This is a genomic window from Draconibacterium sediminis, from assembly GCF_000949475.1.
GTDB lineage: Bacteria > Bacteroidota > Bacteroidia > Bacteroidales > Prolixibacteraceae > Draconibacterium > Draconibacterium sediminis.
This window is the reverse complement of record NZ_JRHC01000004.1, coordinates 18,281-35,114: the sequence shown is the minus strand read 5'-3', so window position 1 is coordinate 35,114 and position 16,834 is coordinate 18,281. Positions and strand designations below refer to the sequence as shown.

The 16,834-nt window shown below is 41.7% G+C and carries 15 protein-coding genes; 6 read left to right on the top strand and 9 right to left on the bottom strand.

Features of this window, described 5'->3' with window-relative positions; translation table 11 throughout:
* The first annotated feature begins 48 nt into the window (after positions 1-48).
* The 4 genes from LH29_RS14630 to LH29_RS14615 all read left to right on the top strand — a co-directional run bounded on the left by LH29_RS14630 (position 49) and on the right by LH29_RS14615 (position 5,800).
* Entirely contained in the window at positions 49-2,205 is a 2,157-nt protein-coding gene (locus LH29_RS14630; protein ID WP_232302847.1) for a S46 family peptidase, read from the top strand.
* 159 nt (positions 2,206-2,364) lie between these two features.
* A complete protein-coding gene (rnhA, locus tag LH29_RS14625; protein WP_045031178.1) occupies positions 2,365-2,826 on the top strand; it encodes a ribonuclease HI in 462 nt (153 codons plus the stop codon).
* Positions 2,827-2,832: 6 nt separating this feature from the next.
* Complete coding sequence (locus LH29_RS14620) at positions 2,833-3,801, top strand: phosphatidylserine decarboxylase (protein WP_198152462.1); 969 nt, start codon at positions 2,833-2,835, stop codon at positions 3,799-3,801.
* A gap of 106 nt (positions 3,802-3,907) precedes the next feature.
* Complete coding sequence (locus LH29_RS14615) at positions 3,908-5,800, top strand: glycoside hydrolase family 97 protein (RefSeq protein ID WP_045031175.1); 1,893 nt, start codon at positions 3,908-3,910, stop codon at positions 5,798-5,800.
* A 17-nt stretch (positions 5,801-5,817) separates the two neighbouring features.
* On the opposite strand, the gene LH29_RS14610 is transcribed toward LH29_RS14615, so the two are convergent.
* The 5 genes from LH29_RS14610 to LH29_RS14590 all read right to left on the bottom strand — a co-directional run bounded on the left by LH29_RS14610 (position 5,818) and on the right by LH29_RS14590 (position 10,014).
* Positions 5,818-6,843 (bottom strand): hypothetical protein, encoded by a 1,026-nt coding sequence (locus tag LH29_RS14610; RefSeq protein WP_045031174.1) that lies wholly within the window; start codon positions 6,841-6,843, stop codon positions 5,818-5,820.
* Between the two features lie 23 nt (positions 6,844-6,866).
* Entirely contained in the window at positions 6,867-7,547 is a 681-nt protein-coding gene (locus LH29_RS14605) for a hypothetical protein (RefSeq protein ID WP_045031172.1), read from the bottom strand.
* A complete protein-coding gene (locus LH29_RS14600; protein WP_045031170.1) occupies positions 7,528-8,067 on the bottom strand; it encodes an RNA polymerase sigma factor in 540 nt (179 codons plus the stop codon). The genes LH29_RS14605 and LH29_RS14600 overlap by 20 nt, the downstream gene beginning before the upstream one ends.
* 142 nt (positions 8,068-8,209) lie before the next feature.
* A complete protein-coding gene (locus LH29_RS14595) occupies positions 8,210-8,821 on the bottom strand; it encodes a ribonuclease HII (RefSeq protein ID WP_045031168.1) in 612 nt (203 codons plus the stop codon).
* A gap of 68 nt (positions 8,822-8,889) precedes the next feature.
* Entirely contained in the window at positions 8,890-10,014 is a 1,125-nt protein-coding gene (locus LH29_RS14590; protein ID WP_045031879.1) for a glycosyltransferase family 4 protein, read from the bottom strand.
* Positions 10,015-10,111: 97 nt separating this feature from the next.
* Here LH29_RS14590 and LH29_RS14585 point away from each other — a divergent pair, with 97 nt between their 5' ends.
* Positions 10,112-11,560 carry an oligosaccharide flippase family protein gene (locus LH29_RS14585; protein WP_157493712.1) on the top strand — a complete coding sequence of 483 codons (1,449 nt, stop codon included), beginning with the start codon at positions 10,112-10,114 and terminating at the stop codon, positions 11,558-11,560.
* Positions 11,547-12,182, top strand: a complete 636-nt coding sequence (locus tag LH29_RS14580) for a DUF3267 domain-containing protein (protein ID WP_045031164.1) — start codon at positions 11,547-11,549, stop codon at positions 12,180-12,182. The genes LH29_RS14585 and LH29_RS14580 overlap by 14 nt, the downstream gene beginning before the upstream one ends.
* A gap of 92 nt (positions 12,183-12,274) precedes the next feature.
* On the opposite strand, the gene frr is transcribed toward LH29_RS14580, so the two are convergent.
* From frr to LH29_RS14560, 4 genes are all read right to left on the bottom strand, one after another.
* Positions 12,275-12,838, bottom strand: coding sequence for a ribosome recycling factor (gene frr, locus LH29_RS14575; RefSeq protein WP_045031877.1), 564 nt, complete (start codon positions 12,836-12,838; stop codon positions 12,275-12,277).
* A 107-nt stretch (positions 12,839-12,945) separates the two neighbouring features.
* Positions 12,946-13,656, bottom strand: coding sequence for a UMP kinase (pyrH, locus tag LH29_RS14570; RefSeq protein ID WP_045031162.1), 711 nt, complete (start codon positions 13,654-13,656; stop codon positions 12,946-12,948).
* A gap of 538 nt (positions 13,657-14,194) precedes the next feature.
* Positions 14,195-15,847 carry an AMP-binding protein gene (locus tag LH29_RS14565; RefSeq protein ID WP_045031160.1) on the bottom strand — a complete coding sequence of 551 codons (1,653 nt, stop codon included), beginning with the start codon at positions 15,845-15,847 and terminating at the stop codon, positions 14,195-14,197.
* A gap of 15 nt (positions 15,848-15,862) precedes the next feature.
* Positions 15,863-16,438 (bottom strand): helix-turn-helix domain-containing protein, encoded by a 576-nt coding sequence (locus LH29_RS14560; protein WP_045031158.1) that lies wholly within the window; start codon positions 16,436-16,438, stop codon positions 15,863-15,865.
* Positions 16,439-16,834 lie beyond the last annotated feature (396 nt).

Sequence of the window (16,834 nt, the reverse complement as noted above, 5' to 3'; positions counted from 1 at the left end):
TTGAAAAACTATATTTGCACAAATTTTTTGAAAAGAACAATTAATAACATGATGAGAAAATTTAATCTGATACTGCTTTTATCGATCTTAATGATTGGCTCGGCAGTTGCAAAAGAAGGAATGTGGCTTCCTTCACTTATTCACAAACTGAACATTAAAACCATGCAAGATATGGGCTGCGAATTGAGTGCTGAAGATATATACAGCATCAATCAATCGAGCCTTAAAGATGCGATTGTTGCACTTGATCGTGGATCGTGTACTGCTGAAGTAATTTCAAAAGACGGTCTGCTTTTAACCAACCACCACTGCGGTTTTGGCGAAATTCAGCAACATTCGAGTGTTGAACACGATTACCTGCAGGATGGTTTTTGGGCCCGTTCGAAAGAAGAAGAACTTCCGAACCCGGGCAAAACAGTTACTTTCCTTATTTCGGTTGAAGATGTAACGGCTAAGGTTTTGGCCGACATTACCGACGAAATGAGTGAAAGCGAAAGAAACAACAAAATCGACCAGGTAGTTCGTCAGCTGGAAAAAGAAGCAAAAGGCGATTCGCACTACGAGGTTTACATCAGAGACTTTTTTAAAGCCAACCAATACTTCCTGTTTGTTACCGAAACATTTAAAGATGTTCGTTTGGTAGGAGCACCTCCGCAAGCATTGGGTAAATTTGGTGGCGACACCGACAACTGGATGTGGCCACGCCATACCAACGATTTTTCGATGTTCCGCGTGTATTGCGCTCCTGACGGAACTCCTGCAGAATACTCGGAAGACAATGTGCCTTACCAGCCAAAACACCACCTGCCAATTTCGCTTAAAGGTGTTGACGAAGGCGACTTTGCCATGGTATTTGGTTACCCGGGAAGCACCAACCGTTACAAAACATCGTGGGGAATTGACTACACCATGAAAGTAACAAACACTGCCCGTATTTTGGTTCGCGAGAAAAAACTGGACATAATTGCCGACTATATGGCTACCAGCCAAAAAGCAAAAATCCAGTATGCATCGAAACACGCACGCAGCGCCAACTACTACAAAAATGCAATTGGCCAAAACGAAGCATTGACAAAACTGGGCATTATTGCACAAAAACAGGAATTGGAAAATAAATTTACCAATTGGGTAAATGCCAATGCCGACAGAAAAGCAAAATACGGAGAAGCTCTTCCGTTAATTGAAGGATCGTACGAAAATGTAGAGGCTGAAAAAGCAATGGAGTTTGCTGCCGAGGCCTTGTTGCGCGGACCAGAGATTTTTATGTTTGCCTACCGCGCCAGCCAATTGGCCGACCTGTTGGAGAAACCGGAAGAGAACAAAGACAAAATTGAAGCCTTTGCCGGCAGACTGGAAGAATCACTGGATGCTTTCTATAAAGATTACGATGCTGCTACCGATGAAAAAATTGTTGCTGCACTGATGAAGATCTATGCTGAAAATGTTTCGTCAAGCTATTACCCGTCTTTCTACTCTGAAATTCAGAACAAATACAAGGGCGATTACGCGAAGTACACCGAAAAAATGTTTAAAAAATCGATTTTCGACAACCAGGAAGAGTTAACTGCTTTCCTCGAAAATCCTTCGTTAAAAACACTGCAGAAAGACATGGTTTTCCAGGCAGCTGTTGATATTTTTGATATGTACCGTGCCACATCGATGAGTTTAAGAGAAGGTGACGAGAAGTTGCTAAAAGGAAGAAGGTTGTTTGTTGCCGGCTTGATGGAAATGCAGCCTGACAAGAAATTCTACCCGGATGCCAACTCAACCATGCGTTTAACTTACGGAACTGTAATGCCATACGATCCACGCGATGGCGTAACGTACAAATACTACACAACAACCGATGGTTACCTGGAAAAAGAAATTCCGGGCGATTACGAGTTCGACGTTCCAAAACGAATGAAAGAACTGTTGTTGGATGAAAACTTTGGTCAGTATGCTGACGAAGATGGTAAACTTCGTACTTGTTTTATCACCGATAACGACATCACCGGCGGAAACTCGGGAAGTCCTGTTATTAACGGAAAAGGCGAGCTGATCGGTATTGCTTTCGACGGAAACTGGGAAGCAATGAGTGGCGACCTTGATTTTGAAGAAAACCTGCAACGTTGTATTAACGTTGACATTCGTTTTGTACTTTGGGTAGTTGATATTTATGCCGGAGCACAAAACCTGATCGATGAAATGACAATTATTCGCTAAGCGAATTCAAGATATTCAACGAAAACCTCGTCAATTTTGGCGGGGTTTTTTGTTTATCAGATATGAGATTATGAGTATTGAGCAATGAGACAAACAAAAACAAAGTTTGTTTATTAAAAAGAATACTCCCTATTTTGTAATCAAAATACAAATCAACAAATGGCTCGTCCAAAAATTACGATATATACCGATGGTGCAGCGCGCGGAAATCCGGGAAACGGAGGCTACGGAATTGTGATGCTTTCCGGTCCTCACCGCAAAGAACTTTCGGAAGGCTATAAACTAACCACCAATAACCGGATGGAGTTGCTGGCGGTAATTGTAGCATTGGAATCGCTGAAGATTGAAGGCTGCGATGTTACCGTTTACACCGACTCGAAATATGTTGCCGATGCGGTTGAAAAAGGATGGGTGTTTAATTGGGTGAAGAAACGTTTTAAAGGCAAAAAAAATCCCGACCTTTGGATGCGTTTTCTCGAGATTTATAAAAAGCACATTGTTAAGTTTGTTTGGGTGAAAGGCCACGCCAACAACCCGCTTAACGAGCGTTGTGATGAACTGGCCGTTGAAGCATCGATGAAGCCGAATCTTTTAGTTGACGAAGGTTATAAACCGGAATAATTTGAAATGAAACGTCTAAGTTTGGTCCTGCTTCTTTTTACTTTTATTTCTTGCCAAAAAGAAGTGGAGCCGGATAACAAAATGGAAACCATAAAATATATAGAAAGAGCAAGCGGGGAAGTTAAAACCGAAAATGTTCCCGGCGAAAGAATGCTGAAATGGTTGTACGCATCGGGAAGCGGGAAAGCTGCCCTGAATTTGTTGTTTAAACGCAAAATTGTTTCGGCAATGGGCGGCTGGTATATGAATTCCAGGCTTTCGGCTAAACGTATCCCGAAATTTGTTAACGAGCACCGCATTAATTTAAACGAATGCGAAATCAGTAATATTCAGCATTTCAAAAGCTTTAATGACTTTTTCTATCGCAAGCTAAAACCGGGAGCCCGCCCTCTGGAAGAAGGTGTTGTTTCTCCGGCAGATGGTAAAATTCTGGCCTTTCAAGCGATGAACGATATCCCGTCGTTTTTTATTAAAGGTTCTGAATTCAACCTGCCAACTTTCCTTGGCGATGAAAGCCTGTCAAAAAAATACGAAGCAGGAGCAATGGCAATTGTTCGTTTGGCTCCGGCCGATTATCACCGTTATCATTTCCCGGCATCGGGCAAGGCTTCTGAATCGCATAAAATTAATGGCCACTATTATTCGGTTTCGCCACTGGCCTTGCGCGGAAGTCTGAAAATTTTCTGTGAAAATAAACGCGAACACTGTACACTTTCAACCGAAGACTTTGGTGATATTATGATCGTAGACGTGGGCGCGACCATGGTGGGAAGTATTATTCAAACTTACGAGGCAAATAGCAAGGTGAATAAAGGAGATGAGAAAGGTTACTTTGCTTTTGGCGGATCAACACTGGTTTTGCTGTTCGAAAAAGGAACGATCACGTTTGATGCCGACCTGATCGAGAATATGAAAAAAGGCATGGAAACCACCGTTAAGGTTGGCGAAAAAATTGCTTCTGCTATAAATCAGTGAAAGCATAACAAGCATTCATACTATCACGTTTTGAACTTTTTTATTGAAGACTCCCTTACTTTCTCGCCAACAATTGTGATATTTGGGTAATTAACGGAACTAAACCATGAAAAACCTAAGTCTCATTTTTCTTTCGCTTGTACTTTTTGCCTGTAATCACTCTAACTCTGTCGTTCTTCAAAGTCCCGACGGAAAGCTAAAAATAAGCATCACTGCCAACGACACAGCTTTTGTTGTCTATTCAGTTGAATCGGAGGGAACTCCGTTAATCCAAAAATCAAAGCTGGGCTTTGCATTTGAAAATGCACCTACATTAGGCCGGAACATGAAAATTGTTTCCTCTTCTGAATTGCATGTCAACCAAAGCTGGAAACCGGTTTACGGTGAGCGTGCAGAAATTCCGGACACATACCATCAGGCCATTATTCACCTGAAAGAAACCGTTGAACCGAAACGTGAAATGGAGCTCACGGTTCGCGCATATAACGAAGGTATTGCATTTCAATATACATTACTCTCACAAGTAAATACAGAGTCGGTAACAATTCAGCAAGAACTCACCGAATTCTGTTTTAGTAAAAATTACAATGGCTGGGTTTCCGACCGGGCACAATCGGAATACCGGAAGGTTCCCATCAGCGAGATCACCAGTCCGGCTGAACGTCCGCTGGTGGTGGAAGCCGATGAAAAATTTGTAGCACTTGGCGAGGCAAAACTTGTCGATTTCTCGCGCATGAAACTACAGGCTGGCGAGCGAGCCAATTCACTGGTCGCCACCTTACACGATAACCCAACAGTGAAATTGCCCTACACCACTCCCTGGCGAACTATTATGACCGGTGATTCTCCCGGAGAATTGCTGGAGCACAACTACTTTCTGCAAAACCTGAATGATCCGTGTGCTATTGAAGATTTTTCGTGGATTAAACCGGGGAAAGTAATTCGCGAAGTTACGCTCACCACCCAAGGCGGAATGGCCTGTGTGGATTTTGCTGCAGAGAACGGGCTGCAATACGTTGAATTTGATGCCGGCTGGTACGGTTTTGAATACGACGACAGCTCGGATGCCAGCACCATTACCGTTGATCCAAAACGCTCTCCCGGCCCATTGGAGTTGCATAAGATCATCAATTATGCCAATTCCAAAGGAATAGGAATTATTCTTTATGTAAACCGCCGGGCGCTGGAAAAACAACTTGACGAAATACTGCCGCTGTACAAATCGTGGGGCGTGAAAGGCGTAAAATATGGTTTTGTTCAAGTGGGTTCTCAGGAATGGACCACTTGGTTACACGAGGCCGTAAAAAAAGCAGCGGATAACCAACTTATGGTGGACATTCACGATGAATACCGTCCCACCGGGTTTTCACGCACTTACCCCAATCTTATGACCCAGGAAGGTATCCGCGGCGACGAAGAAAGCCCGGACAATCAGCATACTTTAACCACACTTTTTACCCGCATGCTTGCCGGTGCTGCCGACAACACCATCTGTTACTTTGCTCCACGTGTTACTGAAAAAATGGGCGGCCATGTTTCGCAGCTGGCAAAAGCAGTAATGATGTACAGCCCCTGGCAATTTCTGTTCTGGTATGACCGGCCACCCAATTCATCTGAAGTGATTGGCGGCGTTCCCGGAGCCAAGGATTATATTGAGATTACCCCGGAACTGGAATTCTTTAAAAATATGCCCACTGTTTGGGACGAAACAAGAGTACTGGAAGGTGAAATCGGAGCATATGCCACGCTGGCACGCAAATCCGGTAACGACTGGTATTTGGGTTCACTCACAGGGAATGTTCCGCACACCGTCCAACTGGACTTATCATTTCTTGAGCCAGGCAAAAATTATGAAACCTTAATTTACTCGCATGATCCGGATGCTGAAGTTGCAACAAAAGTTAGAATCGATCATCAGAAAATGCGTTATGATTCCATCTTGAGTTTTGATATTGGCGCGAATTCAGGCTTAGCTATTCATTTCAAACAAACGAACTAAGTACATTCCTTTATTTTTTAAAATGCCACCGACAAACGGATTCCCGGATATACATTTTTAAAGAAGTCGTTAAAATAAAGTTCAGGTTTAATCATAAATGTATTGTTGATCTTTTTATTGACCGACACTCTAAAAGTGTTGTCCATAAAAAAGTCGTTATTCCGTTTCACCAGGTAACCCACCGAAAAACCGTACCATTTGTCCTGCCCTGTAACATCCGAGAAATTGTGTTCCCAGGCCAATGAAAGAAAGTGGTTGAGTTCAAAAAACTTGTTTTCGTTCGATTCCGAAAAATCATACATCATGTTGTAATCAACAGCGTACAAATTTTTGAATACTCCTTTTTTACTAAACGACACTCCCAGCCTGAAATTAATATCAGAAACAAAGGTGTTTTTGATCCAGCCCGAACCGATTCCTCCTGAAATGATAAGCATATCAAGATTTTTATTGTTGTTCTGATAATTAGCTTTCACTTCGTCGCCACGTAAGTCCAGCCAGGCAATAATCCCTTTCTTGTATTTCTCGCCAAATTCCATTTTCAGGAAATCCTCGCTTTGCTGCCCCTTCTTTTCAAATTCATCGGAGAGGAAAAAGTCAAGATCATCCAGATCGTCGACAAAGATTTTCATTTCCATGGCGCGGTACGAAAAGTAAATGCAGTAACGTCCGAAATCCTTTTCAAAAGTGCTTCCATCATCGAAAACAACCAGGCTTTTGGTGTTCCTTTTGCTGCGCGACAACTCAATCTCTTTGAAATTCCACACCCACATATCTTCGCCCTGATCGCGAAATGATATCGTGATCATTTCATCATCGGCCGGCGGTACAACAGTCATTTCTGCAAGTACTTTCTGAATCTGTTCTACCCTGCCCTGCATACTCATTTTGTGTGGTGTTTTATTCAGGGCATTGGTGCTGGCCACCTCAATCAGCATTTTATCGAACTTGTATCTTACCGTATCGGCTTTAAAATAGCCATCCATGGCTGATGTTGAAAGTGCAAGGCTTAGAAAAAGAAAAATTGAGATAATTGTTTTCATGGTTCTTTAATTGTAATTGTTGTTTACTTTTTGAAAATTGTACTGTTCAGGTTATTTCTGTTCTCGATAAAGTTTTTCTGAAATACTTTCATTTCCATCTCCGGCGATTTAAGCGATGGTTTTTGTTGAGGCCCCAGTTCTACGCGCTCGCTTTTTAGCTCAAAAGGATTTGTTGACTGAGAAGGCTCCGGGCTTTCCGATTCTGCCTGGTTTTTTAAAGCAATTAGTTCTTTATTTAACGTCCCTATCTCGGCTTTCAAAGCAGCATTTAGGTTTTGAATTGTTTGCATTGAATCCATGGCCTGCTGATAATTCTGCTGCCACTTAATAGTTTCATCTTGAACATTGTTTTCCACCACCCTGTCGCGATAAACCACTTTTTCCTTTTCAACCACTTGCACTTCGGTTCTTACTTGTGTAGGCAAGGTTTGTAACGAGTCGACCAATAATTGCAATCGTGTGATTTCGTGCTTTACATTTTCCATTTCAGCACGTTGTTTGACCCGGCTGTTTAGTGACGCCATAACGCCCAACGTGAGCAATAAACCCAGAAAAACTGCAGCGATTCTCCAGAATGCGGCCACTCCTTTTCGTCCGCTCAATTCCGAATCAAGGCGGCTCCACATTTGCTCCTTCCCGGCGAACGATGTTTTTTTATCGTTCGATTCGAATGCCTTTTTTATTCTATGTTCCAGCTTGTCCATAATCCTGTGCAAGTTTCTTTTGTAAAAATTGGCGTGCTTTAAAAAATTGCGACCGTGATGTGCTTTCCGAAATTCCCAGCAATTCGGCAATTTCTTTGTGTGCATAACCATCAACAACATTCATTAAAAACACGGTTCGGTATCCATCCGGCAATTCATTTACCAGGTCAATCAGCGCTCCGTCGTCCATCTCTTCAATCCAACTGCTTTCATGACGTTCTTCATCCAGCGTTTCCACTTTGTAAAGTGTACTCAGTTCTTTTCGCCTGTCCATCAGCGTTTGGTTAATTACAATACGTGTTAACCACCCCAGCAATGCCGGCTCGTTGATGTATTCAAAATCAGGCAACTTGGTATAGATCTTCATAAAAGCCTGAAAAAGTGCGTCTTCTGCCAATTCATCATTAACGGCATATCGCCGGGCAACGGCATACAAGTGGTCGACATATTTATCGAACAGCAGCTTCTGAGCCCGCCGGTCTCCCTTTTTTACTTTATGAATTAGTTTTTCGAGTTGCACTTATTTGTTTGCTTTCAACTTTAAAATGCAAGGTAAACCAAAAACGTTGCCTGAGGGGTAAAATATTTTTCTAAACTCAGTGATAGCATGACTTAAAGTCATACTATCACTTTCTTAGACAAAGCAAAAGTATTGCAATCGACTATAAATCAAGCGAAAGTTGTTCATCCAACAGGCGAAACGTCATGCGGTGGTATTTTGTTGGTCCGAATTGCTTTATAGCGGCGCGGTGTTTTTTTGTTGGGTATCCTTTGTTTTTATCCCAGTCGTAATATGGAAACTCCTTGTGGATTTCGGCCATGTAATCGTCGCGGTACGTTTTGGCCAGGATTGATGCTGCGGCAATGGAATAAAACCGTCCGTCGCCCTTTATCATGCAGGTATATGGGATTTTGCTTTTTGTACGGAATCGGTTACCGTCTATTAACAAATGTTCTGGAACGGTTTCAAGTTTTTCAACCGCCCTGTTCATGGCCAGAAAAGAGGCATTCAGAATATTTACCTCATCAATTTCCTTGTTGTCGACCGCAACCACTGCCCAGGCCAGCGCCTGTTCTTCAATCAGCGGACGTAAGTGGTAACGTTGTTTTTCGCTTAGTTTTTTTGAATCGTTTAACAGTCCATTTTCAAAGTCGGCCGGCAGAATTACCGCAGCGGCAAATACCGGTCCGGCCAGGCAGCCTCTACCGGCTTCGTCGCAACCGGCTTCAATTGTATTCTTGTTGTAAAAAGGAAGTAGTTTTTGTTTCTCCATGAAAACGGGCAAATTGTTAAATTGCTAAACTGTCAAATTGTTAAACTGCTCACTGCGACTGAAAACTGTTACTGCAAACTCTTTTCAACGCTCATCCACAGCAAACGCGCTGTTTCGTCCCAGCTAAACTTCTTTTTCTGCTGAAACCCTTTCTCTACCAGCTCGGCGCGCAAATCCGGGTCTTCGTGCAACTTAATCATGGCATCAGTAATCTGATCGATTTTTAACGGATCGGCATAAAGTACTGCATTGCCGCCAACTTCAGGAATAGACGTTGTATTGGAGCAGATCACCGGAATACCGGCACTCATGGCCTCCACCACCGGAATACCAAAACCTTCGAAAAACGGCACAAAAGTAAGTGCCATTGCTGCCCCGAAAATATCGTGCAAATCGGCCGTTGTTACACGCCCCGTAAACACTACATCATCTTTATGACGCATATTTTCGTAGGTCTCAAAAATATCGCCTGTTTTATGCATTTCGCCCCCAACAATTACCAGTTTTGTTGTATTGTTAACCACACTTTTAAACGCATCAAAAGCCTTTAGTAAACCACAAACATTTTTCCGCGGATGTAAAGCGCCAACAAACAGAAAATATTCTGCACCATTTGTAAACATGGAACGCACCTCCATTTTCTCGTCATCAGATAGGGGCTCAAAAATCTGGTTAATACCGTCGTAAACCACATCAATTTTGTCGTAATCCACTTTAAACGAACGCGTAATATCTTCTTTCGAATAAAACGACACCGTGGCAATCCGTTTTGCCAGTCGGGCAAATTTTGGGAAATAATAATTGTAGTATTTTGCTTTCAGCCAGGGAAGATCATCGGGACGATGCACAAAGTTTATGTCGTGAATTACACCCAACTGCGGCACTTTGGTGCGTTGCGAAAGATAACCATCGGGCGACAGAAAAAGATCTGCTTTGTATTTTTTCAGGATTGCCGGGATTCGGAATTCAAACCAAAGGTACCACAAAAACGCATGGCGTGTTGGCGGCCCAATAACTACCGGAGTAACATTTTCGGCAAAAATATAATCCTTGCTGTATGGCCTGTCGAATATAAAAATAAACTCATGCTCAGGATGATTGATCGTCATCCGTTTTAGCGTTTCATAAGTAAACCAGCCTATTCCCTCAAGCTTCCCCTTTATTAATAAACGAGTATTTACGGCAATAACCATAAGTGCTGTCGATTTTTCGTAAATGTACAAAGTCTGTTCAAATATTTGTTACTTTTAAGTATTCAAATTCTAGATACAATTCAAGAAACACGGTGTTTTGAAACGCAAATTTGTAACCAACCTGATATTATTACTTTTCCTGAATCTGCTGATAAAACCAATGTGGATTTTTGGTATCGACAGGACGGTGCAAAACTCGGTTGGCGACGAGACTTTTGGACTGTATTTCGCGCTGTTCAACTTCTCGATGTTGCTTAATATTTTGCTCGATGTTGGGATTACCAACTACAACAACCGCAACATTGCACAGCATAACTTTTTGTTACCAAAACACCTTTCCAACATCATAGGGTTGAAGATTCTTTTGGCCGTTGTTTATGCTATTTTCAGTTTAGGAATTGCGGCCATTATCGGGTACAACAACATTCAGTTTCACCTGCTTTTCTTTTTAATCTTCAACCAGTTTCTGATCTCTTTCACACTTTATTTAAGGTCCAATCTCAGCGCTTTACACCTGTTCCGGACTGACAGTTTAATATCGGTTTTAGACCGGAGTATTATGCTCATTCTTTGTAGCATTTTACTTTTTACATCGTGGACAAGTATCCGTTTTTCAATCGAATGGTACGTTTACGTGCAAACCATTGCCTACGTGCTAACCGCGATAACTACTTTTGTTGTTGTGCTGACCAAATCGGGGCGCATAAAAATGCGATTCGACCTTTCCTTCTTTCGTGTATTTCTTCGGAAATCATATCCTTATGCACTCCTTATTTTGCTGATGTCGTTTTACAACCGTATTGATTCTGTTTTGCTGGAACGTCTGCTCCCAAATCCGATTGGAAAAGAGCAGGCCGGTATTTATGCACAGTCATTTCGGTTGCTGGATGCCGTATCAATGTTTGGGTTACTGTTCGCGGGCTTACTGTTGCCGATTTTTGCAAAAATGATCAAACAAAAGGAACATATCGGGCAGATGGTGAAACTTTCCTTTACGCTTTTAATCGTGCCGGCAATAATTATTGCTGTTTCGAGTATATTTTACGATAACGAGATAATGGGCGCGCTATACACCTCAAGCACCGGGCATTCAGCAGGCATTTTGGGAATTCTGATGACCGGATTTATAGGCATTGCCGGCACCTATATTTTTGGCACTTTACTAACCGCCAACGGCAGCATGAAACAACTTAACATTATGGCTTTTTGCGGAATGTTGTTGAACATTGTGCTTAACCTGGTACTCATTCCGCGATTTATGGCCTACGGATCGGCCTATGCAAGTGTAGCTACCCAGTTGTTTACCGGTTTTACCCAACTCGGCCTTGCCCTTTTCATATTTAAAATAAAACCTCGGCTTTCTTACATCATCCGGTTGGTTATGTTTATCGGGGCAGTGGTTGTTACAGGGCTGATTTCGAAACAAACCGGCCAATGGTTTTACGGCTATCTTGCCATGTTGGCTGGCTCGGTAATTCTGGCTGTATTGTTCAGGCTTTTTAACTTAAAAGATCTGTATCAGATCATTCGTTATGAAAAGGAATAATCCATCGATAGAAGAATTAAAAAACGGAGACGATTACGAACTTCTGGCGGAACCGAAACACGATGAGATTAAGTCGTTTGTGTTTTCGCAACTGGAAAAAGGTGGTTGGTTGGTTAAAGGATTTATGGTCTATCAGGCCGTTATGATACTGCTGGGTTTATTCATTATTACCCGCGCTGTGATTTTAAGTTTTAAAGGCACCAGCGAACCACTTTGGCACAGTGTAGGGACTGTTGTTTTTTGTGCAACCGTGCTGGTCATCATTCACGAGCTGTTGCATGGTATTGCCATAAAACTTACCGGTGCTAAAAGTGTGCGGTACGGAGCCTTTTTTAAAAAGTTTATGTTTTACGCCGAAGCCGACCGCCATGTTTTTAACCGCAGGCAGTTTACCTTTGTTGCGCTTGCTCCATTGGTTGTAGTAAAACTAATCACTTTTGCCGGAGTTATTATCTTTTTTAACCATCCGCTGGTTTATGTGTTTACTCTCATCATGTGTATCCACAGTTTGTTCTGCGCGGGCGATATTGGCTTACTGTCCGTGTTCTATTCGGAAGAAACAGAAGTATTTACCTTTGACTGTAAAGAGGAGCGAAAAAGTTATTACTTCAGAAAGAAGTAAAATTTTGGACAAAAAAAAGGCAGCTTCTACAAGCTGCCTCAAAGCCATGAAAACAATTAAACAATGTTCAGAAAACAGAAAACTAGAAACAATTAAATAGTCATTATATCTTCTTCCTTGGCTTCCACCAAGGCGTCGATCTTCTTACCAAATTCATCAGTCAGTCGTTGCACTTCCGCTTCCGCGTCTTTCTCGATATCCTCCGACAATCCTTCTTTTAGAAGTTTCTTAAGGCTATCGTTCGAATCTTTTCGTGCTCCACGAACGCTTACTTTTGCGTTTTCACCTTCCTGATGGGCTTGTTTTACCAAACCTCTTCGTCTTTCTTCAGTCAGTACCGGAATATTAATCCTGATAATCTCGCCGTTGTTATCCGGGTTTAATCCCAAATTTGCATTAAGAATTGCTTTTTCAATTTGTGGGATCAAATTCTTTTCCCAGGGCTGAACAGCAATTGTTCGTGCATCAGGTGTACTTACGTTAGAAACCTGATTTAGTGGCGTTTGACTACCATAATATTCCACATGAACTCCATCTAACATAGCTGGACTTGCTTTACCTGCACGGATGTGTACCAATTCCTTCTCAAGGTGTTCAATGGCAGCTGCCATTTTCTCTTTACAATGATCTAAAATAAACTCTACTTCTTCTTGCATCGGTAATAACACTGTCTATCCAACTGTGGACTGTCAGCAAATATAGAAAAAATATAAATTCCCAAAAATTTTTTACCCAATTTATTCCTGTTTCAAATAAATAAGGCTTAGCAATACACCAAAGTTCCGAGATCCTCACCACCCATAACTTTCTGTAAATTACCCTTTTGATCCATATTAAAAACATAAATCGGCAAATTGTTCTCCTTACACAAAGTTGTAGCGGTAAGATCCATTATTCGCAGGTTACGATTATAAATTTCGTCGAAACTGATTTTATCGAACTTGGTTGCGGTTTTATCCTTTTCCGGATCGGCCGTATAAATACCGTCAACGCGGGTTCCCTTCAGCATAACTTCGGCTTCAATTTCGATTCCACGCAGGGCACTTGCCGTATCGGTGGTAAAGTACGGATTCCCTGTTCCTCCTGATATAATTACGACTTCGCCATTTTCCAAAGCCTCAACAGCTTTGTCTTTCGAGTAATACTCGCCAACAGGCTCCATTCGGATTGCGGTTAGTACTTTCGATTTAATTCCCTGACCAACCAGTGCTGAGTTTAAAGCGAGACTGTTTATTACAGTTGCCAGCATCCCCATCTGGTCGCCTTTTACACGATCGAAACCTTTGGCTGCTCCGCTTAGTCCGCGAAAAATATTACCGCCGCCAATTACAATGCCAACCTGCACACCCGATTTTACAATTGCTGCAATTTCCTCGGCATAATCGCCAAGTCGTTGCTGGTCTATTCCGTATTGTTGATCACCCATCAGCGATTCGCCGCTGAGTTTTAGTAGAATGCGTTTGTATTTTGCCATGATTATTTGCGTTTTTTAGATGCACAAATATAGCATAACCTTAATTAAAACAGGAAATGGTTTTATAGTTAATTGAATCAAACATCCTTATGTGCTTAGCAAGAGTGAGCCGTTCAACAATCACATTCTAGTGCGCTACGTTTTTGAAATTTGAGTTTCATGAATAAAAAAGCCACTTGCGTTATGCAAATGGCTTCAAAAAACTCTGTGCTGTCTAATCAATTACCCTTCGCAGTGGTAATTAAATACTCATAAAAAAACTGCTTCTCTGAACAGCCGCGAAAATTGCGCTTTTTACAGGCCGAAAACATGACAAAAATCAATATTCATCAGCGACAGAATACCGCCGATTTACTGCTTTTAAGTGAATTTGGATAAAATAAACGAAACCCTAATTGAAAATGATGGGAGAATAAAAAATGATAGTGTTTTATGATTTTACCTTGCAGATTGTAACTTCTTAAAAAAAATAAAAAAAGCATTCAATTATATCTATAGAATATATATTCTCAATAGGTAAAATCAATCTTTTCTTACACTAGATGATCTCTATACCCTGATCCTTACACAGTTCCACAGACATTTCGCTCAGCTTGTATTTCTGGATCTTTCCACTGGCGGTCATTGGGAATTCATCAACAAAAAAGATGTATTTCGGAATTTTAAACCGGGCAATATTTCCGCGGCAGAAATCTACAATCTCTTCTTCGCTGAGTTTTTCTCCTTTTTTCAGTTTAATAAAAGCACCAACTGCTTCGCCATATTTTTTGCTTGGAACACCTGCAACTTCAACGGCTTCGATTTGCGGCAAACGATACAGGTAATTTTCAATTTCGCGCGGGTAGATATTTTCGCCTCCACGCACGATCATATCTTTTATGCGGCCAGTAATTTTATAAAATCCATCTTCGGTTTTTACAGCCAGATCGCCCGAGTGCAACCATCCTTCTTTATCGATAACCTTTGCTGTTTCCTCAGGGTTGTTGTAGTAGCCTTTCATCACATTGTAACCACGGCAACAGATTTCGCCCTGTTCGCCCGGCCTACATTCTTCGCCGGTTTCCGGATCCACGATTTTCACTTCAACATTAGGGAATTCAAAACCAACCGTGGTAGCCCGAACTTCAACCGAATTATGTGTGCGCGTAGCCGTCATTCCCGGCGAACTTTCGGTTAAACCGTACACAATAATTATGTCTTTCATGTTCATTTTATCCATCACCTGGCGCATGGTTTCAATGGGGCAAAGTGCTCCGGCCATAATTCCTGTGCGTAACGACGACAGATCGAACATATCGAACATCGGGTGATTCAACTCGGCAATAAACATGGTTGGCACTCCGTAAAGCGCTGTACATTTTTCCTTTTGTACAGAAGCCAGCACCATTAAAGGATCAAAATCCTCGGTAAAAACCATTGTTGCTCCGTGCGTTACGATAGAACACACAGCCAACACGCAACCAAAACAGTGGAAAAGTGGAACACAAACCAACAAACGGTCGTCTTCGGTGTATTTCATACACTCGCCGGTTGCAAAACCGTTGTTCAGAATATTGTGATGCGAAAGCATTACACCTTTCGGGAAACCTGTTGTTCCCGAGGTGAATTGCATATTTACCACATCGTGGCAATTGAGCGTTATTTTAACGCTTTCCAGCTCCAGATCATCAATGTGGCTTCCCAGCAACATTAACTCGTCGGTACTGTACATTCCGCGATGTTTTTGCTGACCGATAAATCCTACATTTTTAAGCTGCGGGAATTTTTCTGATTTCAGTTTTCCGCGTGGTTGTGTTTTTAGCTCAGGCACCAATTCAAACACCATCTTCACATAATCGCTGTCGCGGTATCCATCAACAATAAACAGCGAGTTTATATCGGCATTTTTCAGGATGTATTCCAGCTCCGCCAGCTTGTAATTGGTATTAACCGTTACCAGAACCGCCCCAATTTTTGCAGTGGCAAACATCAGAGTGGTCCAGTCGGGAACATTTTTTGCCCACACACCTACTTTATCTCCCGGTTTTATACCGATAAAAAGCAATCCTTTTGCCAGGCGGTCTACCCGTTCGTTAAACTGCTTATACGAAAATCGCAGGTTACGATCGGGGTAAACAATAAAATCTTTATCTGGCGTTTCAAAGGCCCATTTTTCAAGTATATTTCCTAAGGTATAATCAAGTAACTGCATGAAAATGTTTTTTAATTACACGGGAGTATAAACTACCGCAAGAATTTTTGCAGCCTGTTCGCCGGCTGCGTGAATATTGTGGGCAACAACCGAATCGATATAGATGGTATCGCCTTTCTGTAAGAGGTAAACTTCTTTTCCGTAATTGATCTCAATACTTCCTTCGAGCACATATATAAACTCTTCGCCTTCGTGCGACGACAGTTTATAATCCGACTCTTCCGCAGGTTCAATTTCAACCAAAAACGGCTCCATATGTCTTCCGGATTTTGCCTGTGCCAACGAGAAAAAGTTAAGGTGCTCGCGAGTACTTTCGTCTTTGGTAGAAAAGCTAAGCGTTTCTTTAGCTTTGCCAGCATTTACGAGTGCCGGACCAATGGTTTCCTGATCGTCGAGGAAGGTTCCGATACGCACACCCATGGCGCGCGATATTTTAATTAGCACACCTAACGAAGGAACATTTCCCTCGTCTTCAATCAGCTGCAATTGGGCTTCATCCAAATTAGCCTGTATTGCCAAATCAGCGCGCGAAAGTTGCCTGAACTCACGAAACTCTTTGATTTTATTACCAATCTTTTTCCGGTTTTTCATCTCATTAAAATTGTTCGTTTCATTTGTATTCGATGTAACACCCTATGAATTTTAATTCTTCCTGTTTGTGAATTTGAAGAATAAAAATTCACACTCGTTTCATACGATTAAAATTGTTTATTTATTAGGGCATCGTATGGAACTCGCACATTTTTAGTTATTCTTTTGGAAGTAATTATTTTATATGCTCGTTTCATCTGTTAAATTTTCATTTTCTCTTGTACCAAATGCCTGGTGTTCTTCAGCTTTGATATTCACCCTGGTTACCAGGACTTGTTTCTCCCGACATTTGATTACGACGTAAAAATAACAGTTTGAATGAAATGTAAAAATGACGTCAATTACTATTTTGCGTTCAATGTCATTTTGAAACTAATGTTGCACAACAGCTTAACT